At 51.9% G+C, this 22,090-nt stretch carries 20 protein-coding genes, 1 tRNA gene and 1 pseudogene; 11 read left to right on the forward strand and 11 right to left on the reverse strand.

Annotated features, from left to right (window positions below; all coding sequences use genetic code 11):
* Positions 1-299 precede the first annotated feature (299 nt).
* The 10 genes from HMPREF1647_RS05235 to HMPREF1647_RS05280 all read left to right on the forward strand — a co-directional run bounded on the left by HMPREF1647_RS05235 (position 300) and on the right by HMPREF1647_RS05280 (position 9,519).
* On the forward strand, positions 300-758 hold the full coding sequence (locus tag HMPREF1647_RS05235; RefSeq protein WP_035432745.1) for a PTS sugar transporter subunit IIA: 459 nt from the start codon (positions 300-302) through the stop codon (positions 756-758).
* A 90-nt stretch (positions 759-848) separates the two neighbouring features.
* On the forward strand, positions 849-2,360 hold the full coding sequence (locus HMPREF1647_RS05240; protein ID WP_035432747.1) for a PTS ascorbate transporter subunit IIC: 1,512 nt from the start codon (positions 849-851) through the stop codon (positions 2,358-2,360).
* 165 nt (positions 2,361-2,525) lie between these two features.
* Entirely contained in the window at positions 2,526-2,834 is a 309-nt protein-coding gene (locus HMPREF1647_RS05245) for a PTS sugar transporter subunit IIB (protein ID WP_035432750.1), read from the forward strand.
* Between the two features lie 29 nt (positions 2,835-2,863).
* Positions 2,864-3,919, forward strand: coding sequence for a hypothetical protein (locus HMPREF1647_RS05250; protein WP_035432752.1), 1,056 nt, complete (start codon positions 2,864-2,866; stop codon positions 3,917-3,919).
* A gap of 124 nt (positions 3,920-4,043) precedes the next feature.
* Positions 4,044-5,162, forward strand: coding sequence for an L-ascorbate 6-phosphate lactonase (gene ulaG, locus HMPREF1647_RS05255; RefSeq protein ID WP_035432754.1), 1,119 nt, complete (start codon positions 4,044-4,046; stop codon positions 5,160-5,162).
* Between the two features lie 12 nt (positions 5,163-5,174).
* On the forward strand, positions 5,175-5,876 hold the full coding sequence (locus HMPREF1647_RS05260; RefSeq protein ID WP_156095556.1) for an L-ribulose-5-phosphate 4-epimerase: 702 nt from the start codon (positions 5,175-5,177) through the stop codon (positions 5,874-5,876).
* A gap of 74 nt (positions 5,877-5,950) precedes the next feature.
* Positions 5,951-6,799, forward strand: a complete 849-nt coding sequence (locus HMPREF1647_RS05265) for an L-ribulose-5-phosphate 3-epimerase (protein ID WP_035432756.1) — start codon at positions 5,951-5,953, stop codon at positions 6,797-6,799.
* Positions 6,800-6,932: 133 nt separating this feature from the next.
* Entirely contained in the window at positions 6,933-7,613 is a 681-nt protein-coding gene (locus tag HMPREF1647_RS05270; RefSeq protein WP_035432759.1) for a transaldolase family protein, read from the forward strand.
* Between the two features lie 57 nt (positions 7,614-7,670).
* Positions 7,671-8,600, forward strand: a complete 930-nt coding sequence (locus tag HMPREF1647_RS05275; RefSeq protein WP_035432761.1) for a transketolase — start codon at positions 7,671-7,673, stop codon at positions 8,598-8,600.
* Positions 8,593-9,519 carry a transketolase family protein gene (locus HMPREF1647_RS05280; RefSeq protein ID WP_035432763.1) on the forward strand — a complete coding sequence of 309 codons (927 nt, stop codon included), beginning with the start codon at positions 8,593-8,595 and terminating at the stop codon, positions 9,517-9,519. The genes HMPREF1647_RS05275 and HMPREF1647_RS05280 overlap by 8 nt, the downstream gene beginning before the upstream one ends.
* A 651-nt stretch (positions 9,520-10,170) precedes the next feature.
* On the opposite strand, the gene gltA is transcribed toward HMPREF1647_RS05280, so the two are convergent.
* The 3 genes from gltA to pth all read right to left on the reverse strand — a co-directional run bounded on the left by gltA (position 10,171) and on the right by pth (position 13,263).
* Entirely contained in the window at positions 10,171-11,568 is a 1,398-nt protein-coding gene (gene gltA / locus HMPREF1647_RS05285) for an NADPH-dependent glutamate synthase (RefSeq protein WP_035432782.1), read from the reverse strand.
* Positions 11,556-12,398 (reverse strand): sulfide/dihydroorotate dehydrogenase-like FAD/NAD-binding protein, encoded by an 843-nt coding sequence (locus HMPREF1647_RS05290; RefSeq protein ID WP_035427960.1) that lies wholly within the window; start codon positions 12,396-12,398, stop codon positions 11,556-11,558. Before HMPREF1647_RS05290 ends, gltA begins: the two co-directional genes overlap by 13 nt.
* Positions 12,399-12,693: 295 nt before the next feature.
* Positions 12,694-13,263 (reverse strand): aminoacyl-tRNA hydrolase, encoded by a 570-nt coding sequence (gene pth / locus HMPREF1647_RS05295; protein ID WP_035432765.1) that lies wholly within the window; start codon positions 13,261-13,263, stop codon positions 12,694-12,696.
* Between the two features lie 193 nt (positions 13,264-13,456).
* Between pth and pcp the strand changes: the two genes are divergently transcribed.
* Positions 13,457-14,146, forward strand: a complete 690-nt coding sequence (gene pcp, locus HMPREF1647_RS05300) for a pyroglutamyl-peptidase I (RefSeq protein WP_035427964.1) — start codon at positions 13,457-13,459, stop codon at positions 14,144-14,146.
* Here the strand turns inward: pcp and HMPREF1647_RS07090 are convergent.
* The 8 genes and pseudogenes from HMPREF1647_RS07090 to HMPREF1647_RS05335 all read right to left on the reverse strand — a co-directional run.
* Positions 14,143-14,280, reverse strand: coding sequence for a hypothetical protein (locus HMPREF1647_RS07090; RefSeq protein WP_156921392.1), 138 nt, complete (start codon positions 14,278-14,280; stop codon positions 14,143-14,145). The two genes, pcp and HMPREF1647_RS07090, sit on opposite strands and share 4 nt — an antisense overlap.
* Before the next feature lie 419 nt (positions 14,281-14,699).
* Positions 14,700-15,695 carry a ribose-phosphate diphosphokinase gene (locus HMPREF1647_RS05305; RefSeq protein ID WP_035432767.1) on the reverse strand — a complete coding sequence of 332 codons (996 nt, stop codon included), beginning with the start codon at positions 15,693-15,695 and terminating at the stop codon, positions 14,700-14,702.
* Entirely contained in the window at positions 15,696-17,084 is a 1,389-nt protein-coding gene (gene glmU, locus HMPREF1647_RS05310) for a bifunctional UDP-N-acetylglucosamine diphosphorylase/glucosamine-1-phosphate N-acetyltransferase GlmU (protein WP_035432769.1), read from the reverse strand.
* Positions 17,085-17,153: 69 nt separating this feature from the next.
* Positions 17,154-17,228: transfer RNA gene (locus tag HMPREF1647_RS05315), tRNA-Gln, on the reverse strand.
* A 44-nt stretch (positions 17,229-17,272) separates the two neighbouring features.
* A complete protein-coding gene (locus tag HMPREF1647_RS05320) occupies positions 17,273-18,202 on the reverse strand; it encodes a peptidoglycan-binding domain-containing protein (RefSeq protein WP_035432771.1) in 930 nt (309 codons plus the stop codon).
* 2 nt (positions 18,203-18,204) lie between these two features.
* On the reverse strand, positions 18,205-19,275 hold the full coding sequence (locus HMPREF1647_RS05325; protein ID WP_035432773.1) for a polyprenyl synthetase family protein: 1,071 nt from the start codon (positions 19,273-19,275) through the stop codon (positions 18,205-18,207).
* A 7-nt stretch (positions 19,276-19,282) separates the two neighbouring features.
* Positions 19,283-20,338 carry a UDP-glucose 4-epimerase GalE gene (gene galE, locus HMPREF1647_RS05330; protein WP_035432775.1) on the reverse strand — a complete coding sequence of 352 codons (1,056 nt, stop codon included), beginning with the start codon at positions 20,336-20,338 and terminating at the stop codon, positions 19,283-19,285.
* 528 nt (positions 20,339-20,866) lie between these two features.
* Positions 20,867-21,958: pseudogene (locus HMPREF1647_RS05335) on the reverse strand (IS256 family transposase); the annotation flags it as partial.
* Positions 21,959-22,090: the final 132 nt, after the last annotated feature.

A 22,090-nucleotide genomic window follows, 5' to 3' on the forward strand; every position in this document is an offset into this window, starting at 1 on the left:
TTAGCGGTCAACGGTTTTTATGACGTAAATCTCTAAAGTGAGCATGGATAAGTATTGCTTAACTCTCAACTTTAGCTATACTAACATTATCGATTCGATTGATAAAACGTTCTAAACGTTCAACAAATAGGGAAATTTGTTATACGACAAGTCAAATGTCATATAAGTTATTTATCTAATTGTTGAAGCGTTCAGAAGATTCAAGTTTTTGTCGTTAAGCGATGTGTTCTTGTGTGCTCTTGCTATAGTCCAACACAAGGAAAAGATTCACAGTAGTCTACTGGAGAGGAGTGAATCGCATGCTACTTCGCGATATCTACGAGCAGAATCACTATGCTTTCGTGAAGACTCCCATGACTTGGGAAGAGTCTATTAGAGAGTGCTGCAAACCACTGGAGGCTGACGGAACAGTCAATCCAGAGTATGCAGACGATATTATCGAGTGCGTAAACAAGTTTGGTCCTTACATTGTTATCGTTCCAAACGTTGCAATGCCACACTCAACTGCTCGCATTGGCTCTAATGGAAAGACTGCTATTGGCTTTATGCACTCTGATGTTCCTGTCAATTTTGAGGATGGCGACGATGAGAAGCAGGTTAAGACTTTCTTCACTCTGAGCGCAACCGATCAGGAAGCACACCTTAAGAATATGCAGATGCTCGTTCAGGTTCTTATGAACGAGGAGGTTCTAGAGCGTCTTAAGAACATTCAGTCTCCTGAGGAGCTTTTGGAGATTGACAAGCTTATCTCCGAGTAAACACGCCCGTTTGGGCACGTAATTGAGGATTTCCTTTTGTAGTGTGGGCTGCAGAAGGTACGTATGTAGGACCCTTTGAAAGGGGTATCAATGGATATTGTTCTTGGTATTTGGAAATGGTTTGCGAGCAACTTCTTGACTCAGCCAGCCTATTTCATCGGTTTGATTGTTGCTATCGGCTACATTCTTCTTAAGAAGAAGTGGTACGACGTACTCGCTGGCTTCCTTAAGGCAGTCATTGGTTATCAGATCCTCCTGGTTGGTTCCGGCGGCCTGGTAACTGCATTCCGTCCAGTTCTTGTTGGACTTCAGGCTCGCTTCAACCTTTCTGCAATGGTCATTGACCCATACTTTGGCCAGAACGCAGTACAGGCAGGCATGGAGGCAGCTGACGCTCCTGCATTTATCGCAGGTCGTTCCTTCTCCTCCGTTATGCTTCTTCTGCTCTTCGCTTTCATTCTGAACATTGTTCTGGTTGCTTTTAAGAAGCAGACTAAGCTTCGCGCAATCTTTACTACTGGTCACGTCCAGGTTCAGCAGGCAGCAACTGCATTTTGGCTTATCCTCTTCTGCTTCCCACAGCTTAACGACGTTACCATCCTTGCAGTTATGACCGTTCTCCTTGGCCTTTACTGGGCAGTTGGTTCCAACCTTTGTATTGGACCTACCCAGGACCTTACTGATGGCGCTGGCCTTACCATTGCTCACCAGCAGATGTTTGGTGTTTACTGCGCATCCAAGGCTTCCGAGTGGCTCGCCAAGCACTCCAAGAAGGAGTCTAAGCGCATTGAGGACATCGAGCTTCCAGGCTTCCTTAAGATCTTCAACGAGAACCTCGTTGCAACTGCAATTCTCATGACAGCATTCTTTGGTGTCATCCTTGCTGTTCTTGGTCAGGAGTTCCTGCTTGAGAACAAGTTCATGAAGCCAGGTCAGGATTTCTTCTTCTACATCATGACCACTTCCTTCCAGTTTGCTGTTTACCTCTCCATCCTGCAGCTTGGTGTTCGTACCTTCGTTACCGAGCTCACCAACTCCTTCCAGGGTATTTCCAACAAGCTCCTCAAAGGTTCCGTCCCAGGCGTTGACTGTGCAGTTACCTACGGCTTTGGTTCTCCAAACGCAGTTACCCTCGGCTTCCTCATGGGTGCTGCTGGCCAGTTCCTGGCAATCGCAACTCTGCTGCTTTTGAAGTCCCCAGTTATTGTTATCGCAGGCTTTGTTCCACTGTTCTTCGATAACGCTACTATCGGCGTTTACGCAAACAACAAGGGCGGCCTCCGCGCAGTTCTTATCATGCCTTTCATCTCTGGTCTTCTCCAGGTCTTCGGTTCAGCTCTTATCGCTGGCTGGGTTGGCATGGCTGCATACGGTGGATACCTTGGCATGTGGGACTGGGCAGTTGTCTGGCCAATCATGACCGGCATCATGAAGTTCCTGTCCTACGCAGGTCTCGCAATTGTTGTCATCGCTCTTATTGCAATCCCACAGCTCCAGTACCGCGCCAACAAGGACACGTACTTCATGGAGGTTGAGGATTACCAGAAGTGCAAGGAAATCCGCGCACAGAAGGCCGCCGCAGCTAGTGCGGAAAGCAAGTAGCCCTCTTTCTTCCTACCCTGAGCAGACCCCCATCTGCTCAGGGTTATTAGTAATACTCGGCACATTGTTTGATGCGGTATTTGCTTTAAATGCGAGCATCATAGCGCCCAAATGGGTACAAACACAATGTGTCCGTAATCAGTTTGTTTGATCGAAGGAGTCAACATGAACGCAAAGATTTTGGTCGCATGTGCAAACGGTGCAGGTACCTCTCTGATGATGAAGATGACCGCTGAGCGCGTCACTCAGAAGCTCAACATGGGCGTCGATAAGATTCACCACTGTGCACTTTCCGAGGGCGTAAGCTCTGCTCGTCAGTATGACATTGTTTTTGCACCACTTAACTTCCTGAATATGTACGAGGATGCTGCTAAGGCTGGCGTTACCGTCATTGGTCTGCGTAACGTTCTTTCTGACGCAGAGATGGAAGAGAAGCTCAAGGAAACCGGCGCTGCAGAGAAGTATTCCGCATAGTTTAGGTTTCTAAAGAATCGAGCACTTTAATGACTTTTGAAAAGAAAATTCTTGCCGAGATGCCTAAGTGCTATGCGCTTGGCATGTTTGAGGGAGAAGACGCATCAAGCTTTTTAGCTGCTGTCGAGAAGGACGGTCCAATCCGTCGTTTTACGCTTGATGGTGAGCCTCTGGAGACTGTTGCTCCAGGCCCTGGCGGCGTCATGACCATTACTCAGGTCCCTGGCAGGAAAGATCAGTTCCTCGCAACTCGCAAGTTCTTCTCGCCAAACTTTGGTGGAGACGACGCGGCAATTGCATCCTATACCAAGCAAGCAGACGGTTCTTGGTCTGAGCAGATTCTCTGCGACCTCCCGTATGTTCACCGTTTTGGCATTTTGAAGGCTGCTGACGGTCAGCTTTGGGTTCTTGCTTGCTCTATCAAGGGTGGAGCTGAGACAGGCGTCAAGGATGATTGGCGCACTCCAGGTGCTGTTTGGGCTGCTCCTCTGAGCGATAACCTTGAGCAGTACACAGCAGACAACCAGCTTAAGTTGACTTGTGTTGCTAATTATCAGGTTCAGAATCACGGTTTCTGGACTGCACCTGATAAATCGTATGCTTTGATCTCAACCGCCGCAGGCGTGTTTAGATATGTGCCACCAACCACCCCTCAAGGTCATTGGGATGTCACCTGCCTTCTGGTCCAGCCAACAAGCGACATTGTTGCAACGGATTTTGACGGCGACGGCAAGCTGGAGATTCTTACCTTCTCCAAGTTCCATGGTGACACGCTGGCAATTTGGCATGAGGGCCAGACTCGCGATCGCTACGAGCAGGTTTGGTGCGACCCACAGAAGCGCAGCTTCCTTCACGCGCTTTGGGCAGCAGACCTTAATGGCGAGAAGTGCGCAGTCATTGGCAACCGTAAAGATGGTCGCGACTTGTTGCTTGTTAGATACGTTGACGGTGAGTACACCGTAGACGTTATCGACCACGACCTCGGACCAGCAAACTGCATGGTGTATAGGCATGACGGCAGCGATTACATTGTTGCTGCATATCGTGAGACAGACCAGCTGGCTCTCTACAAAGTAGTGGAGTAGGGCTGCGTTTTGTAGCGAGCGCTCAGGATGAGCTTCTGAGCATGCAGGCAAAGTCCTGAGCGCCGCTCAAGTTACCTGCGTATACATCAAAGTACTAGTCCTATGTTTTAGAAAGGAGCGCGTAATGGCAGGTTTGAAAGACGTCACACGCGACAGTTGGATTATGAGCACCTTCCCTGAGTGGGGAACTTGGCTCAACGAAGAGATTGACAATGCCGTAGTAGAGCCAGGCCAGGTTGAGATGTGGTGGCTCGGCTGCGTTGGTATTTGGTTTAAGACTCCTGGTGGAGCAAACGTTGCTGTCGACTTCTGGGCAGGCAATGGTAAGCGCACCCACGGTGACGGCCTCATGAAGCCTGGTCACCAGATGGCAAACATGGCTGGCGTTCGTAAGATGCAGCCAAACCTGCGCAACGTCCCCTTTGTTATTGATCCATTTGCTATCAAGAACCTTGACGCAGTTGTAGTAACTCACATTCACCAGGACCACATGTCCAAGGAGCTTGCAGCTCACGTTGTTAACAACAACATGACTACTACTGACGAGAATGGCAATGAGATCCCAGTTCCCTTTATTGGTCCTAAGGATGCAGTTGACATTTGGGTTGGCTGGGGCGTTCCACGTGAGCAGTGCATTGTTGTTAAGCCTGGCGACCGTGTTAAGGTTAAGGACATGGAGATCGTTGCATACGATTCCTTTGACCGCACCATTATCGTTACCACTACTGATACTTCTGAGAACCGCCCAGACCTCTGGGGTAAGTGCCCAATGGACATGGACGAGAAGGCAGTTAACTACCTCTTTGTCACCCCTGGTGGAAACATCTATCACTCCGGCGACTCTCACTACTCCATTTACTTTGCTAAGCACGGTAAAGACATCGCTCAGGAGTTTGGCGGCGTAGACGTCTGCTTTGGTGCTTTTGGCTGCAACCCAATTGGTATCCAGGACAAGATGGAAGCAACCGATATGCTTCGCATGGCTGAGGCTCTTCAGTCCAAGGTTGTTATCCCAATTCACCACGATGTTTGGACTAACTTCCAGGCAGACGTCCAGGAGATTAAGGTTCTTTGGGACATGCGTAAGGATCGCCTTGACTACAAGTTCCACCCATTCTTCTGGGAGGTCGGCGGCCACTACACGTATCCACAGGATAAGGATCGCTTTGCTTACCATCACGACCGTGGCTTCCATGATTGCTTCGATCACGAGCCAAACGTTCCATTCCGTAGCGTTCTCTAAGGAGCAGTCTCTATGATGCTTAAAGAGCTTCGCGATGAAGTGTATGAAGCAAACATGGACCTGCCAAAGCATGGCCTGGTAGTATTTACCTGGGGAAATGCTTCTGGGCTTGACCGTGAGCGTGGCCTGTTTGTTATCAAGCCATCGGGCGTTTCCTATGAGGAGCTCAGCCCAGAGAATCTGGTCATCTGCGACCTAGACGGTAACGTTGTTGAAGGTGAGATGAACCCATCTTCCGATACTCCAACTCATGCATGCTTGTATCGTGCATGGGGCGATAAGATCGGCGGAATTGTTCACACTCACTCAACCCACGCTGTTTCTTGGGCACAGGCAGGACGCTCTATTCCTTGCTATGGCACCACACATGCAGATTATTTCTACGGAGATATTCCTTGCGTGCGCAGCCTTACTAAGGACGAGGTAGAAAGTGCCTATGAGCTTGAGACCGGAAACGTTATTGTTGAGGGCTTTGCTAACTTGGACCCCATTGCGGTTCCTGGAACGCTCCTTCACAACCACGGTCCTTTCTCTTGGGGTAAAGACGCAATGGCTGCTGTGTATCACGCTGTAGTCATTGAGGAGGTTGCTAAGATGGCAACACTCACCGAGCTCAATAACCCTAAGGTTCAGGAAGCACCACAGTACCTTCAGGACAAGCACTACATGCGCAAGCACGGTCCAAATGCCTACTACGGACAGGGTAATCACTAAAGCCTGTTCAGTGAGTAGAATCTGTTTCAGTCAGGCGGTCTTTTTAAGGCCGCCTGTTTTTAAAAGGAGAAGATATGTCCAAGTATCAGCTAGGACTTTACGAGAAGGCCACTCCAACTGATCTTTCTTGGGAAGAGCGCCTCATCGTAGCAGGAGAGTCTGGCTTTGATTATGTTGAGATCTCCGTTGATGAGTCTGACGCTCGTCTTTCTCGCCTTGAGTGGACTGGTGAGGAGCGTGTAGCAGTTCGTCAGGCAATGGTAAACTCTGGCGTTCGCCTGGGCTCTATGTGCCTTTCTGGTCACCGTAAGTATCCTTTTGGTTCTCGCGATCAGGCTACTCGTGAGCGTGGCCTTGAGATTATGCAGAAGGCGCTTGACCTTGCAGGCGACCTGGGACTTCATACCATCCAGCTTGCTGGCTATGACGTGTACTACGAGGACGGCGCAGAGGATACGCGTAAGTACTTTGAGGAGAATTTGGCAAAGGCTGTAGAAATGGCTGCTCAGGCGGGCATTGTTATGGGTTTTGAGACCATGGAGACTCCTTTTATGGATACGGTCGAGAAGGCCATGCACTACGTAAAACTTATCAACAGCCCTTACCTTGGTGTGTATCCCGACGCTGGTAACCTCACCAATGCATCGTTTATTTACGGCAACACCGTTGCTGACGATATTGCTTTTGGTGCAGGTCATATCTTTGCAGCTCATCTCAAGGAGACTGTTGCTGGTGCGTATCGCGAGATTCCATTCTCTACCGGCACCACTGACTACGAGGGAGCTCTGTCGCAGCTTGTTCCTCAGGGCGTCAGGCGCTTTGTTGCAGAGATGTGGTACACCGGCAACGAGAACTGGAAAGAAGATCTTGTCTTTGCTTCCACTTACGTTCGCAGCAAAATTGATAAGGCGTTTGAGGGGTAAACGGCCTTTTTGCACTTGTTTTGGGTTTCTCGCCACAGACGGTACATAAGAATCTGTACAATGTGGATGAGCTCTTTCTTAGTACGACGTACGTTTCCAAACTCGTTTAGGTTTGTACAGGAAAGGATTACACATGAAGTTCTTTATTGACACGGCAGATATCGATGAGATTTCTGAGGCTCTTAGCTGGGGCTGTTTAGCAGGTGTTACTACCAACCCATCGCTGTATGCAAAGATTGGTGGGAAGCTAGCAGACTTTGAGTCTCATATGGTTAAGATTGCTCAGCTTTGCGAGGGACTCCCTGTATCTGCTGAGTCAACAGCAACAACAACTGAGGGCATGATTGAAGAGGGCCGTCACCTGGCTTCTCTTGCTCCAAACATTGTTGTTAAGCTTCCTATCTGCGCAGAGAGCCTTGCTGCTACTCATCAGCTTGCTTCTGAGGGAATTCGCGTCAACATGACGCTGATTTTCTCGGCACCTCAGGCTCTTCTTGCGGCAAATGCTGGTGCTCGTTACATTTCTCCATTTGTTGGTCGCTTTGATGATATCGGCGAGGACGGCATTGAGCAGCTGGGAACGGTAGTTTCTTGCATTGAGAACTATGCATGGGATAAAAACGTTGATCACACCGTAGAGATTATTACGGCTTCTGTCCGTACGCCTAACCATGTGACTCAGGCAGCTCTGCTTGGTGCTGACATTGCAACCGTTCCATTTGGAGCTTTGAAGAAGTGTCTGAAGCACCCTCTGACCGACGCCGGTCTTAAGTCTTTTGAGGCAGACTGGGAAAAGGTTAAGGTTCAGCAATAAATAGTGATTGTGGTACGCCCAGCTTAGGTTGGGCGTACTTGTTTTGAGAGGATGAGAATGGGAACATCTGCATTACCCGAGCGCAACCTCACCGATGATGAGCTCAAGCTTGCAGCTAATACGCTGAGGCGCGATGTCATTGACATGCTCGAGAAAAGCAAGTCAGGTCATCCCGGTGGCTCACTGAGTGCGGCAGATATTGTGGCTACACTGTTCTTCTCGGGAGTTATGAAGTACAACCACAACAACCCAGAGGATCACACCGAGGATAGGTTCTTTTTGTCTAAGGGTCACGTGGCTCCTGTGCTGTATGCTGCGTACCACCTACTTGATTGGCTCCATGACGAGGATATGGTTACCCTCCGCCAGCTTGGCAGCCGTCTGCAGGGTCATCCAGACTGCCACGCATGCCCTGGTATTGAGGTTTGCTCTGGCTCTCTTGGTCAGGGTCTCTCGGTAGCGGCAGGATGCGCTCTGGGACTTTCTATGGACGCTCTGGCAAGCGGAGAGCGCGCTAAGAAGGTATTTGTCCTTCTGGGCGACGGCGAGCTGCAGGAGGGCTCTAACTGGGAGGCATGCATGTTTGCTGCTCACCAGAAGCTGGATAACCTTATTGCTATTGTGGACCTCAACAACCTGCAGATTGACGGCCACGTCACCGATGTGTGCTCTCTTGGCGATATTGACGAGAAGTTCCGTTCTTTTGGCTGGAACGTACTGCGCGTTAACGGTCATGAGGTTACTGAGGTGCGCCAGGCCCTTCTCGCTGCACGAGATGGTCGCGAGGCAGGAAACACGGCTCCTACCGTGGTCATTTGCCAGACCGTCAAGGGCAAGGGTGTCTCGTTTATGGAGGACAAGGCTTCCTGGCACGGAAACGCTCCTTCTGCCGAGCAGGCTGACCTTGCGCGAGAAGAACTTGATGCAGCTAGAGAGCTTCTTTTGATTGATCTTCAAGGTGATGGTAAGGAGGTTGCCAATGTCTAGAGCAACTCGTGAGGCATATGGTCAGACTCTTGTTGAGCTGGTAAACGAGGGCCACGACATCGTTGCTGTTGACGCAGACCTTGCCGGCTCCACCAAGCTTGCCGACCTCCAGAAGGCCTTCCCGCAGCGTATGGTTGACGTGGGCATTGCTGAGCAGAACATGGTTGGCGTTGCATCAGGACTTTCGCTTACTGGACGCACCGTGTTTACCGGCTCGTTTGCTGTGTTTGCAACCGGCCGCGCTTACGACCAGATTAGAAACACCGTCTGCGATTCCGGCCTTAACGTGAAGATTTGCCCAACGCACGCAGGCATTACGGTAGGAGAGGACGGCGCTACCCACCAGTCCCTTGAGGACATTGGTATGATGCGCGCCCTGCCTCAGATGCGCGTGCTTGTTCCTGCAGATTACAACGCTACCAAGGCAGCGCTCAGACTTGCTGCCGAGGCAGATGGCCCCTTCTACGTGCGCATGGGTCGCCACAAGGTTGCCGACATCTACGACGAGTCCTTCAAGGGTGGTCTGCCTTTTGCAAACGTCCTGCGTGAGGGCACAGACGTGACGATTGCTGCCTGCGGTGTTGAGGTTGCCCAGGCACTCGCAGCTGCAGACTTGCTTGCAGAGGAGAAGATTTCTGCCGAGGTCATTGACGTGTTCTCCATCAAGCCTTTGGACGAAGAAGTCATTTTGGCATCTGCCGAGAAGACCCGTCATGTGGTAACCGTTGAGGAGCACAACGTGGCAACGGGCCTTGGAGCTGCAGTTGCCGAGCTTCTGGCCGAGCAGCTGCCCACGCCCATGCGCTTTGCTGGTATGCGCACCTTTGGCACTTCTGCTCCTGGTGACGTGCTGCTTTCGCACTTTGGCTTGGACGCTGAGGGTATTGCCGCTCGCGTCAGGGAGTTTTTGCTCTCGTAGCCGCGCTCAGCTCGCTGCAACGGCAACGCTGCAGGTCAGCGGTGCGTGTGCGGTTCACAGGTTACGAGTGATTTTGACTCGGTATCTATTTCGTGTGGATACCGGGTTTCTTGTGCGAAAGCGCTGCTAGAGGATGGGTTTCTTGCCAGGTGGGCGGTATGAGCCCGGAGTGAGCCAGGCGTATGCTTGGTGCGCCTGATTTTCTCGCCATGTCTGAACGATTTGCCGGAAAAGTACACCATATCTGAGCTATTTGCCGGTTTTTCTCGCCATGTCTGAGTAAATTTACTCAGACATGATGCAGCTTTCAGGCTCAAAAATTCAGGGCCACGTAGTCTATCTTTTACGCGCCTGATTTCTGCAAAGAATCTGTAAATTTTGCCTAAAAATGTAAAAGAATCGGTGGATTTGCCTGATTTCTGCAAAGAATCGGTGCTGCAATTACAGATTCTTTGCACTTTTCAGGCGCGCGATGGCGAGAAGAGCGCTTGACGAGAAATCCGTGCGCTCGGGTGTTGGGCCGCGGAGTTTTTGGCCATGAAAAAAGACCTGGCACCGTGTGGTACCAGGTCTTTTGTGATTGCATGTTAGCTTGCTGTGTCAGCTGTAACTGAACTGCGAGCCAAAGCTACGCCAGGCGAAACCGGCGGACTAGCCGAGGTGCTTGGTGATGGAAGCAGCTGCTACCTTACCAGCGCCCATTGCAAGAATGACGGTTGCAGCACCGGTTACGATGTCGCCACCAGCCCAGATGCGAGGATCGGAAGTACGACCCTCTTCGTCGGCCTCAATGTAGCCCCACTTGTTGAGCTTGATGTCGCCGATCATCTTTGCGAATGGGTTAGCGTTAGTGCCGATTGCAGAAATTGCAACGTCGCAAGGAATGTCCTCGATAGCGCCCTCGATAGCAACTGGACGACGACGTCCATCAGCGTCAGGCTCGCCGAGCTCCATCTTCTGGACGCGAACTGCACAAACTGCGCCGTCCTCGCCAGCGACAAACTCGAGAGGGGAGACGAGAGGAAGAACCTCAACGCCCTCTGCCTTTGCGTGGTGCAGCTCTGCACGACGAGCAGGCATCTCGTCCTCGGTACGACGGTAAGCGATGATTGCACGCTCAGCACCAAGGCGCTTAGCAGTACGGACAGCGTCCATAGCAACGTTGCCGCCACCAAAGACAACGACGTTCTTGCCGTGCTTGGTTGGAGTGTCGTACTCAGGGAAGTTGTTAGCCTTCATAAGGTTAACGCGGGTGAGGTACTCGTTTGCAAAGAAGACGTTAGGCAGGTTCTCGCCAGGGATGTTGAGAAGCTTTGGAAGGCCAGCGCCGGTTGCAATGTAGATTGCGTCAAAGCCCTGCTCAAAGAGCTCTTCTGCATCGGTGATACGACCGACAACAGAGTTGTACTCAAACTTAACACCCAGCTCCTGGAGGCCGTCAATCTCACGCTTAACAACAGCCTTTGGAAGACGGAACTCAGGAATACCGTAGACCAGAACGCCGCCGCCGGTGAAGAATGCCTCAAAGACGGTAACGTCAAAGCCGTTACGAGCAAGCTCGCCAGCGCAAGCAATACCGGAAGGACCGGAGCCTACAACTGCAACCTTCTTGCCGTTCTTTGGAGCGATAGCTGGCTTGGAAGCAAGCTCAGGCTGATCGCCAAGGAAGCGCTCGAGCTGACCAATAGCAACTGGTTCGCTGCGCTTACCCATGATGCAGACGCCCTCGCACTGGTTCTCCTGTGGGCAAACGCGACCACAAACTGCAGGAAGCATGGAGGACTCGCGGATGATGTCAAGACCGCGACCAAACTCCTCTGCGCGGATAGCCTCGATGAAGCGAGGAATGTTGATGTTTACAGGGCAGCCCTGAACGCACAGTGGATTCTTACAATCCAGGCAGCGGTTTGCCTCTGCAATTGCCATCTCTTTAGTGAAACCCTTGTCGACAGGGCGGAAGTCTTGTGCGCGCTCTGCAGCTGGCTCTTCGTTGTCAGCTGTACGAGGTGCCTTGACGTTTGGAATGTAGCGACCGTTTACTTGTGGCATGCGCACCTCGTCTCCTCGTAAGCCTTAATGGACTGGCCTTCCTCGGTGAGGTAGGCTGCCTGACGTGCGCGAAGGTCGTTCCAGTCAACCTTGGTTGCGTCAAAGTCAGGACCGTCAACACAAGCAAACTTGGTCTCGCCACCAACCTCAACACGGCAGCAACCGCACATACCAGTGCCGTCGACCATGATTGGGTTCAGGGAAGCGATGATAGGTGTGTCGTACTTCTCGGCAGTGAGAGTGGAGAACTTCATCATTGGAACTGGGCCAACGCAGAATACGCGGTCGACCTGCTTGTCCTGCAGAAGACGCTCGAGAGGTGCAGTTACAACGCCCTTCTCGCCAAGAGAACCGTCGTCTGTGGTGATGTGGATGTGATCGTCGTCCAGAATGGAACGGAACTGATCCTCAAGCAGCAGCAGCTCCTTGGTACGAGCGCCCATGATTGCGTGGACCTCGCGGCCAGCTGCTACGAGCTGACGAGCAACAGGGAAGGCGATAGCCAGGCCAACGCCGCCGCCGATAACTGCCCATTTGCCCTCGCCCATCTCGGTAGGCTCACCCAGAGGACCAGTGACGTCCTGCAGGAAATCACCAACCTCGTAGGTAGAAAGCATCCTGGTGGTCTTGCCGATTACCATGAAGATAAACTCGACCCAACCCTCCTCAGGATTCCAATCCGCAAAGGTAAATGGAACGCGCTCGCCACACTCATTTGCGCGGACCATCAGGAACTGACCAGCATGTGCATGCTTGGCCATCTGTGGTGCCTCGATGCGGAACTTGAAGACCTTCTCGGAGAACTGAGTCTTTTCGAGGATCTTATACATTCAGCGGTACTCCTCTCCTAACACAACAAAACTGCGAGTGAGTTGACGCGCCGCACTACAGTGTGCCTTCTGGCGAGAAGACAGTAGCAGGTGACGCATGTATCTCACGCATACGAGTCTGGGTAACCCGTATTCGCAAACAACATATCTATTGTACTATTTGCGCATGATTCAAGTCATGAGTAATTCATGAATGAGCATAAATATTTCGTAGAAAGTTTTGCCTGCTAGCTGCGGAGGGCGAGAAACCCGGTGGACTTGCGGCGCGACGACACGCGGAGGGGTGCGGTGACTGCTAGCTGCGGAGGAACTGCTCCACCTGATCGGCCGCTGTCTGGGCGGTGACCAGAAAGTCTTCCAGGTTGTTTCCCTTGAGCTCGCGCAGAACATAGTCTGCCACCGGCATCTTTCCAGGAGGGCGACCGATGCCAAACTGCAGGCGCATAAAATCCCTGGTCTGGAGCTTGTCGGCGATGGAGCGCAGGCCGTTATGCGAGTTGAGGCCGCCGCCTTCCTTGAAGTTGAGTTGGCCCTCTGCGAGGTCAACCTCGTCGTGAATAACCAGGATTTGCGCAGGTTGAAGGTGGTGTGCACGAGCAAGTTTGGAGAGGGGACCGCCGCTGGTGTTCATGAAGTCCTGAGGTTTGGCCAGGAGTACATGGCGTTTCTCGCCAGATGCGGCTCCGGGAGCTGCGGGAAAGGTGATTTCCGCGACCTGGCAGCCCGCTTCGCTTTTCCAGTACGAAACGCCGTGGCGCTCGGCAAGGGCATCGACGACGGCAAAACCAGCATTGTGCCTGGTGCGCGCGTATTTCTCGCCAGGATTTCCCAGGCCCGCTACAAGCACAATTTTGTTACCGTGCATTGAATTTCCTCCCGTTTGAGATGTGTACGTTTATGATGGTAAGGGAAAACGACAGGTTCGACCAGCGTGAACTGAGCTCGCGGTTGGCAGTCTAGCGGCGGCGCGCGTGACGTGCAGCGATCGGCGCGCGGTGAGCAGCGTGCGGTGAGCAGCGTGCGGGGCATGCGGCGTTCAACTGAGGTGCGGAGGCAAAATGAAGAAGATTCTGGTTACCGGATTTGAGCCTTTTGGTGGCGCGAAAATCAATCCAGCTTGGGAGGCCGTGAAGGCGTTGCCCGAGACTATTGTCGGTGCCCAAGTGATAAAACTGCACGTACCTGTTGAGTTTGGCGCTGGCGCTCAGAAGGTTATCGACGCGCTTGAAGCGGAGCGTCCCGAGATTGTGCTTTGCGTGGGCCAAGCGGGTGGAAGAAGCAAGATTACGCCCGAGTTTGTGGGCATCAACTGGGCTCACGCGCGAATCCCCGACAACGCGGGCAAGCAGCCGCTCTCGCAGCGCATCATCGACGGCGCTCCCGACGCGTATTTTGCGTCACTGCCGGTAAACGCCATGGTTGCCGCCATGAACCAGGCGGAGATCCCCGCGGCGGTCTCGTACACTGCGGGAACGTACGTCTGCAACGACGTCATGTATCAGGTCCTTCACGCGCTGGCCACGAGATTCCCGGAGACTCGCGGTACGTTTCTGCACGTACCGTTCGCAACAGAGCAGGTTGTCGAGAAAAACGCTGCAGCTGCCGAGAAGGCTGCTGCCGCCGAGAAGACCCGCCAGGTTCCAAGCATGTCGCTGGAGATGATGACTCGCGGACTGCAGATTGCACTGGAAGCGGCGCTTGCGAACGATGTTGACCTTGCGGATTCCGAAAGCGGAACGACCTGCTAGAACACGTGCTGCTGAGGGCGGTTTGCGAGCGCACGGGTTTCTCGCCAGGCGCGCTTCTCGCCATCGCGCGCCTGAAAAGTGCAAAGAATCTGTATTTGCAGCACCGATTCTTTGCAGAAATCAGGCAAATCCACCGATTCTTTTATGCTTTTAGGCAAAATTTACAGATTCTTTGATGAAATCAGGCGCGTGAAAGATAGACTGTCTGGCCCTGAATTTTTGAGCCTGAAAACCTCGCCATGTCTGAGTAAAACAGCTCAGACATGGCGAGAAAAACCGGCAAAACCACTCAGACTTGGCGTGTTTTCCGGCAAATCGTTCAGACATGGCGAGAAAATCAGGCTCGCAGCAGGCGCGCGCTGATCGCGCCAGCTCACACCGCTACCTGGCGAGAAACCCGTCCACTCCCAGCGTTTCCACACAAGAAACCCGGTATCCACACGAAATGGATACCGGGTTGAAATCACTTGCGATCCGCGCTCGCACGCACGTTTGACCTGCAGTATTGCCGTCGTCGCCCGCACGCAATTGCACGTGCGGCTGACCTGCGGCGTTACAGGTTAAAGTCGCCGCCGAAGATATCGGAGACAGGGCGGTCGGTGTAGACAGCGTAGATTGCCTCGGCAAGCTCGTTTGCAATGGTAATCGTCTTAATCTTGGAACCTTCCTGGTTTGCTGCAGCGCAAGGAATTGCGTCGGTAACCACGCACTCCTCAATAGGAGCGCTATTGAGGCGCTCGATTGCAGGACCAGAGAAGATACCGTGGGTTGCGCAGACGTAAATATCGCCTGCACCCATTTCCTTCAGCTTCACAACGGAAGCGCAGAGGGTGCCTGCAGTATCAATCATGTCGTCGTTAACGATGCAGGTCTTGCCCTTGATATCGCCAATGATGCCCATAACAGCACTCTCGTTGTGGCGAGGACGGCTCTTGTGAGCAATAGCAAGGCCGCAGTCAAGGTAGTCGGAAAGCTTCTTAGCTGCCTTTGCGCGACCCATATCAGGGGAGACAACAACGGTATTCTCCCAGTCAAATGGCTTGCTCTTAAAGTAATCGCCCAGAAGATAGAGAGCAGTCAGGTGAGAAACAGGAATGTCAAAGAAGCCCTGAATTTGGCCCTGGTGCAGGTCAAGTGTGATGACGCGGTCAACGCCAGCGTTCTCAAGCAGGTTTGCCATCAGACGAGCAGTAATAGGCTCGCGAGCAGCAGCTTTGCGGTCCTGACGAGCATATGCGTAGTGAGGGATAACTACGGTAAAGCTGTTAGCAGATGCGCGCTTTGCAGCGTCAGCAACAATCAGCGTTTCCATAACCAGGTCGTTGACGTTGACACCTGCCAAAGACTGAATGAAGAAGACCTCGTCGCCGCGGACAGACTCGTCAAAGCGAGCGTAGATTTCTCCGTTAGCAAACTTCTCGAGGAGAAGACCTTGTAGCTCTAGGTGAAGAATGTCTGCAACCTTACGAGCCAGTTCAGGGTTACCTGTACCGGTGTAGAGCTTGATATTTCTAGCAACTAACAGTGGTTCACTCAGGTTCTCGAACATCTAGTCCTCTTTCTCAAGCTTGTGACGCCTCTGGGCGGCGTATCCCTCAACAATTTTCTGCTCAGAGCGCTCGAGTGCAAGCGCATCTGCTGGTACATCCTTTGTGATGCACGAACTTGCCCCCACAAGTGCGCCATCACCAATTGAGACGGGTGCCACCATCATGGTATCGGATCCAACAAAGACGTTGTTGCCAATGTGGGTCTTAAACTTGTGGTAACCGTCGTAATTGCACGTAATTGAACCTGCGCCAATGTTGACGCCGGAGCCCATGGTTGTATCACCAATGTAGGAGAGGTGAGGAACCTTGGAGCCCTTGCCGATAGTTGAATTTTTGATCTCAACGTGGGTGCCAGCCTTGGCGTGAGGCATGAGGTGTGTGCCTGGGCGTAGGTACGCGCGAGGACCGCAGGTAACAAAGTCGTCTACCTGTGCGTTGATAGCTACAGTCTCGTCAATAACAGCGTCGTTACCAACAACCGTATCGGTCAGACGAGTATTAGGGCCTACCACGCAATTCTCGCCAATCGAGGTCTTGCCGTAGAGCATGGTCTGTGGGAGAACCTCGGTGTCCATACCAAGCGTAACCTCGGGGCCAATCCAAACGGAGGTTGGGTCCAGCATGGTGACGCCCTGGCTCATCCAGTGCTCGTTGATGCGCTCCTGCATGATGCGGGTAGCAACGGCAAGCTCGGAGCGGGAATTGACGCCCAGCGCCTCTTTGTAGTCGTCAACGTGGACGGCAGCAACAGGCTCGCCCTGGCTGACGTAAAGACCCACCATGTCGGTGAGGTAGTACTCGCCTTGCACGTTGTCATTGCCGAGAAGATCGATGTTTGCGGTCAGTCTTCCGCCACAGAAGCAGTACACGCCAACGTTGCATTCACGCTCTTGCTCACGCTGCTCAGGCGTGGCGTCTTTGTGCTCAACAATGGCAGTTACCTGGCCGTTAGAAGAAATGACGCGACCATATCCGGTTGGATCTGGTGGCGTCATCGTAAGTACCGTACATGCGTTGTGGTGAGCTTTAGTTTCTGCAACAAGGTCGAGAATAGACTGTGCGCGCAACAGAGATGCGTCACCGTTGATAACAACAACGGGTCCCTTGAAGCCACCAAGAGCATCCTTAACAACCTTGACGGCATGGCCGGTGCCAAGACGCTCAGTCTGGGCAACATACTCAAGGTTAGGGAAGCAAGAAAGTGCAGATTTAACCTCGTCAGCGTGGTTACCAACAACCACAATGACGCGGTCAGCGCCAGCAGTAATTGCAGCGTTGACACTCCACCAAACGATGGGTTTATCAAGTAATTTGTGCACAATCTTAGGGTGGTGGGACTTCATGCGCGTTCCCTCGCCTGCAGCGAGGACAATCGCAGTAAGTGGCATACGTAAGCCTCCAAAGTACTTCGTATTACTCGATACGAGTGCGTCCCTACACAAAAGTTGCGTAAAAAATGGCTGGGGTAGTAGGATTCGAACCCACATTCCAGGCACCAAAAACCCGTGTCCTAACCGTTGGACGATACCCCAATGTAATCACTACGTTGGTTTTGTCCGCAACTCTATTAAGTGTATCAGCTTAGCGAGGCAAATGCTCCACAAATTGCATCAAGAACAAGAACTGCTAAAGTCTGTGCGTCTGCGGTAGTAAATGAGCCGTCTACGTTTGTTCCTTCTGGCAGCACAATCTTGATAGGGGAGCCCGTTGCATCAGCAGACTCGATAGCGGTGCGAAGTCTTGCTGGCAGCGTTTCGTTTTCTTCCATAGAAACAGAGCCAATACCAACCTGTCCGCGGGCGGGCATGCTTGGGGCATAGGTTGTGGTCAGAACCAAAATAGTGGCTGCATCAGTAGGGGAATCAGCGCGATCAATCATGGTCATGCCACTTGCCTCGGTAGTTGCCTTAGAAAGGTTATACACGCGGGCGGCCACGTTTCTAGAGATAGGATCTTCTCCCGTAATAGCAATGCAGGTGGTTTCAAGAACGTTGGCTGCGCGAGCAAAGCCCATAGGGCCCTGTGGATGGGGACCTTTTGCCTGCTTGCCGGACCAAACGTGACGCAGACGCTCAATAGCGTCGAGGGTATCCTGGAACGCCATACCATCAGCAAGCTCGCCGACGCTTTCTTGGAAGAGCTTAACGGCAGCCTCGGTGTGAACACCGTAATGGCCATCAACTTTTCCGCACGAGAAACCCAAGATGTTGAGGCGCTCCTGCAGCTGACGCACGTCATTGCCGTGGAAGTTAGGAAGACGCAGGTAGAGGGTTCTGTCTCCTAGCTCATAGCCCTCATCGACCATGATTGCCCAGGTAGAGGCATCTACTTCTTCTCCAAGAGAAAGGTCATGGTCAAGCCTAAAGCGCGCAACCGCACGAGCAGTTGACTTGCCAAACGTGTGGCTCTGGCGCTCATCATCTTCGATGGTGTAGCCAAGCTTTACGAGGCGTTCCTGAATGTCTTCAACGGCAGCACCAGTGCTACCAGGAGTAATAGGATCCATAATTACCTTTCTCGGTTCACAAAGAAGTCTGCCATAGACAAAAGTGTGTCGCGAGCGTCTTCAGAAAGTATCACGTTTTCAAGCACGTGCTTTGCCTCTTCGACTAAGGCAAGAGCGTGCGCGCGGACAAATTTTATCGCATTAGCGCTTTCCATAAGCTCCACAGCGCGCTGAAGCTTCAAAGTATCGGTAGTATGCGCAGAAAGTATGGAGACAAGCTCCGCTTTTTCTGCCTCGGTGAGGTGCTCAAGCGCGTAGACCACCGCGAGCGTGCGCTTGCCCTCAGTGACGTCTGACCTAAAGTCTTTGCCTTGTACTTCGGCATTTCCTACCAGGTTGAGAAGATCGTCTTGCAGCTGGAAGGCAAGGCCTACCTTGAGGCCAAATTCTTTGAGTGCATCAAGCGTTTTCTGGTCAGCACCGCCAATAAGCGCGCCTAGTACCAGGGGATATGCAGCAGAGTAATAGGCGGTCTTGGAGAGCGCCATAAAAAGATACTGGTCAGAGGTAACATCCCAGCGCTCGTTTTGAGCCCAACCGAGGTCGAGAGCCTGACCCTCAAGGGTGTGCTCTTGCATGGCTAGAAGGGCGTCGATAACGCGAACTTTAAGCTGGTCAGAGAGGTGGTCGGCCACGGTAACGCGTCTGACAACATTGACCAGCGCAGAATCACCAACGTTGATGGCAAGTCCGGTACCGAGTGTCTTGTAGAGGCACTTCTCGCCACGGCGCAGCTCTGACTTGTCAGCGATGTCGTCGTGGATAAGGGCTGCCGACTGGAAGTCCTCAATGGCGCAGGCTACGGGCAGAGCGGCTTCGGCTGAGCCGCCGACTGCTTCGGCGCCCAGACAGCAGAGGACCGGTCGCACGCGCTTGCCACCGCCCGCACTGAAGTGAGCGAGTGGCTGGTAGAGATAGGTGTTCAGGTCCGCATGAGTGCACTCCGAGAGCGCCGCCGCGGACGTCGCGGCCGCGGGTTCTGCGGGTGCTGCGGGCGTTGCCGCGGGGAGTCCGCGCATGATCTCTGCCTCGACGGCAGGAAGCTTTTGTGTGAGGTAGTCGGCGAAGTTCACGGAAATCCTAGCCGCGATAGCCGTCTGGGTTCATCGACTGCCACTTCCAGGAATCGCGGCACATGTCGGCAAGGTCGTACTGAGCCTTCCAGCCAAGCATGTCAGCAGCTTTCTGGCAGTCTGCGTAGTTAGTTGCAACGTCGCCTGCGCGGCGAGGCTCAATAACGTAAGGAATCTCTTTGCCGCAGGCCTTTGAGAATGCCTTGATAACGTCAAGTACCGAGCTACCAGTGCCAGTGCCCAGGTTGAAGATTTCAACTCCCGTGCGGCCAGCCATCCATTTAAGTGCAGCTACGTGGCCGGAGCCAAGGTCGCAAACGTGGATGTAGTCGCGAACACCCGTGCCATCAGGGGTGTTGTAGTCGTCGCCAAAGACGTGAACAGCTTCGCGCTTACCCACAGCAACTTGAGCCACATAAGGTACCAGGTTGTTTGGAATACCTGCAGGATCTTCTCCGATGAGGCCCGACTGGTGAGCGCCAATAGGATTAAAGTATCTAAGCAGGACAACGTTCCACTCTGGATCTGCGGTGTGAACATCGGCGAGAATCTGCTCAATCATCCATTTAGTCCAGCCATAAGGGTTGGTTGCGTTCTTCTTGGGGCTTTGCTCGGTTAGAGGAAGACTATCTGGGTCTCCATAAACCGTTGCTGAACTCGAGAAAATAATTGACTTACAACCGTGGTTTCTCATGACATCAAGAAGGGTGAGGGTATTGCCCAAGTTGTTTGTGTAGTACTCGATAGGCTTGGTGACGGACTCGCCAACAGCCTTGAAGCCAGCAAAGTGAATGACAAAGTTAATAGCGTGCTCGTCAAAGATGCGGTTCAGTGCATCTTTGTCGTTGACGTCTGCCTCGTAGAACGAAAGGCGCTTGGCGTTTTCTTCTCCCACAATGGTTTTGATGCGGTCGACAACTTTTGCCGAAGCGTTGGAGAGGTCGTCAACAATGACAGCCTCGTAGCCGGAATTGAGCAGCTCAACAACGGTATGGCTGCCAATAAAGCCCGCGCCGCCGGTAACAAGTACGCAGGAATTTTGTGGGATTAGAGCGTCAGACATATCAATCCTTTCGTGGACTTATATCGTCATAAGTATACGGCTTTTCCGCGAAACATTGGGCGTTGCGAGTGCACGGGTTTCTCGCCAGGTGCGCGTGCGGGTGCACGGGTTTCTCGCCAAGTGCTCCTTTCTGCCATCGCGCACCTGACTTTCACTATGCGAGCCTGAAAAGTGCAAAGAATCTGTATTTGAGCCACCGATTCTTTTACAAAATCAGGCAAATCCACCGATTCTTTTACATTTTTAGGCAGAAGTTACAGATTCTTTGCAGAAATCAGGCACGTTCTAACTGGGGTGCTGTCTCCAAATTTTGCGAACCTGAAACCCCCACCATGTCTGAGTAAAACAGCTCAGACTTGGCGAGAAAAACCGGCAAATAGCTCAGACTAGGCGTGTTTTTCAGGCAAATCGTTCAGACTTGGCGAGAAAATCAGGCTCCATGAGAGCGTCCATAGAACCAACCTTGAAATCAGAGTCACGTCTCAAAAAGTGGTGTAAGGCTATTTCCTTACTACCTTCTTGCCTACATTATGCCACCTCTTTACAAACCTTAAAGTCACTATCAATTACTTGTAAGAGATGGTCGATAGTCTCTTGTGTACATGACCCTCTCTTTGGGGGTTCTTCAAAGAGAAGAGAGCGTTTATCCATGAAATGCGTTGCTACAAACCACTCTTCGTTTTGATCGATACATACAGCCCCTACAAGGCGAAGCATAGCTTGCTTGGAGGGAAATACTCCAACGACACGTGTGCGCTTCTTTATCTCTTTGTTGAGTCTTTCACAGAGATTGTTTGTACGTATCCAGTGAGCGTGTTCTTTTGGAAAGTCTAGGTAGGTTAGTACATATGGCTCTGACTCTTCTAGAAGGTGCGCTCCTCTTGGATCTATCTTTTCATACACTTCATAAAGGTGCTCAAAGCCTGTGCGTACCAAATCAGTATCACTAGCTTCAAAGGTATGCTTCATAGCAGCAATAACTGCTTTGCCCTGAGCTTTTGTTCTACATCTATCAAAGACATTTCTCTCTAAGTGACAAAGACAGTTTTGCCAGGCAGCGCCTGTGAGCACCTCACCGATTGCTCTTACAAGACCAGCGTGAGCATCAGAGATAACAAGTCTCACGCCGCTCAGTCCTCGCTCTTTCAAAGAGATAAGAAAGTCTTTCCAGGACAGATATGACTCGGTATCTATACACTCAAGCCCTATGATTTGTCTTTTAGCTTCTGTGTTTACAGCTATAGCAATAACGACAGCACGCTTGGTTGTATGTCCTGCTTCTCTTACAGGAATATAGGTTGCATCAAGCCAAAGGTAAGGCCATCTGTCAAAAGACAAAGAGCCGTGTCTTAAGTCATCTACCTCTTCATCTAAAGACTTAACAAGTCTCGAGACTCTACTTCTGCTGATCTTTTCAACACCAAGCTCACTCAGTGCTTTTTCTACCTTTCTGCTCGAAATACCTTGGGTCCACATATCACAGATACAACTTGCAAGGGCTGTATCACACCTGCTCCACTTACTTACGATATCGTCAGGAAAATAGGTTCCTTCGCGGAGTTTAGGAATTTTTAAGGTAAGAGTTCCAACTGACGTTACCAGCTTTCGCTCACGGTATCCATTGCGAACATAACCAAGCTCTTCTACTTATTCAACCATTACGGTATTTACTAAGTCTTCAAGTAGTGTTCGTGCCATACCGTTAAGATCTAATTTGTGATCTTGGGTGTAGAAGAGCTCAGTTTCGTGTAG

It is taken from the genome of Lancefieldella parvula DNF00906, assembly GCF_000758945.1.
Taxonomy (GTDB): domain Bacteria; phylum Actinomycetota; class Coriobacteriia; order Coriobacteriales; family Atopobiaceae; genus Lancefieldella; species Lancefieldella parvula_C.

What these genes read in the sequence shown, in the direction of transcription:
- HMPREF1647_RS05280 (WP_035432763.1), top strand. Translation starts at nt 8,593, where the DNA reads ATGTCTAGAGCAACTCGTGAGGCATATGGTCAGACTCTTGTTGAGCTG.
- HMPREF1647_RS05305 (WP_035432767.1), bottom strand. Translation starts at nt 15,695, where the DNA reads ATGTTCGAGAACCTGAGTGAACCACTGTTAGTTGCTAGAAATATCAAG.
- galE (WP_035432775.1), bottom strand. Translation starts at nt 20,338, where the DNA reads ATGTCTGACGCTCTAATCCCACAAAATTCCTGCGTACTTGTTACCGGC.
- HMPREF1647_RS05235 (WP_035432745.1), top strand. Translation starts at nt 300, where the DNA reads ATGCTACTTCGCGATATCTACGAGCAGAATCACTATGCTTTCGTGAAG.
- ulaG (WP_035432754.1), top strand. Translation starts at nt 4,044, where the DNA reads ATGGCAGGTTTGAAAGACGTCACACGCGACAGTTGGATTATGAGCACC.
- HMPREF1647_RS05245 (WP_035432750.1), top strand. Translation starts at nt 2,526, where the DNA reads ATGAACGCAAAGATTTTGGTCGCATGTGCAAACGGTGCAGGTACCTCT.
- HMPREF1647_RS05250 (WP_035432752.1), top strand. Translation starts at nt 2,864, where the DNA reads ATGACTTTTGAAAAGAAAATTCTTGCCGAGATGCCTAAGTGCTATGCG.
- HMPREF1647_RS05270 (WP_035432759.1), top strand. Translation starts at nt 6,933, where the DNA reads ATGAAGTTCTTTATTGACACGGCAGATATCGATGAGATTTCTGAGGCT.
- pth (WP_035432765.1), bottom strand. Translation starts at nt 13,263, where the DNA reads ATGCACGGTAACAAAATTGTGCTTGTAGCGGGCCTGGGAAATCCTGGC.
- pcp (WP_035427964.1), top strand. Translation starts at nt 13,457, where the DNA reads ATGAAGAAGATTCTGGTTACCGGATTTGAGCCTTTTGGTGGCGCGAAA.
- HMPREF1647_RS05260 (WP_156095556.1), top strand. Translation starts at nt 5,175, where the DNA reads ATGATGCTTAAAGAGCTTCGCGATGAAGTGTATGAAGCAAACATGGAC.
- glmU (WP_035432769.1), bottom strand. Translation starts at nt 17,084, where the DNA reads ATGCCACTTACTGCGATTGTCCTCGCTGCAGGCGAGGGAACGCGCATG.
- HMPREF1647_RS05275 (WP_035432761.1), top strand. Translation starts at nt 7,671, where the DNA reads ATGGGAACATCTGCATTACCCGAGCGCAACCTCACCGATGATGAGCTC.
- HMPREF1647_RS05240 (WP_035432747.1), top strand. Translation starts at nt 849, where the DNA reads ATGGATATTGTTCTTGGTATTTGGAAATGGTTTGCGAGCAACTTCTTG.
- HMPREF1647_RS05265 (WP_035432756.1), top strand. Translation starts at nt 5,951, where the DNA reads ATGTCCAAGTATCAGCTAGGACTTTACGAGAAGGCCACTCCAACTGAT.
- gltA (WP_035432782.1), bottom strand. Translation starts at nt 11,568, where the DNA reads ATGCCACAAGTAAACGGTCGCTACATTCCAAACGTCAAGGCACCTCGT.
- HMPREF1647_RS05320 (WP_035432771.1), bottom strand. Translation starts at nt 18,202, where the DNA reads ATGGATCCTATTACTCCTGGTAGCACTGGTGCTGCCGTTGAAGACATT.
- HMPREF1647_RS05290 (WP_035427960.1), bottom strand. Translation starts at nt 12,398, where the DNA reads ATGTATAAGATCCTCGAAAAGACTCAGTTCTCCGAGAAGGTCTTCAAG.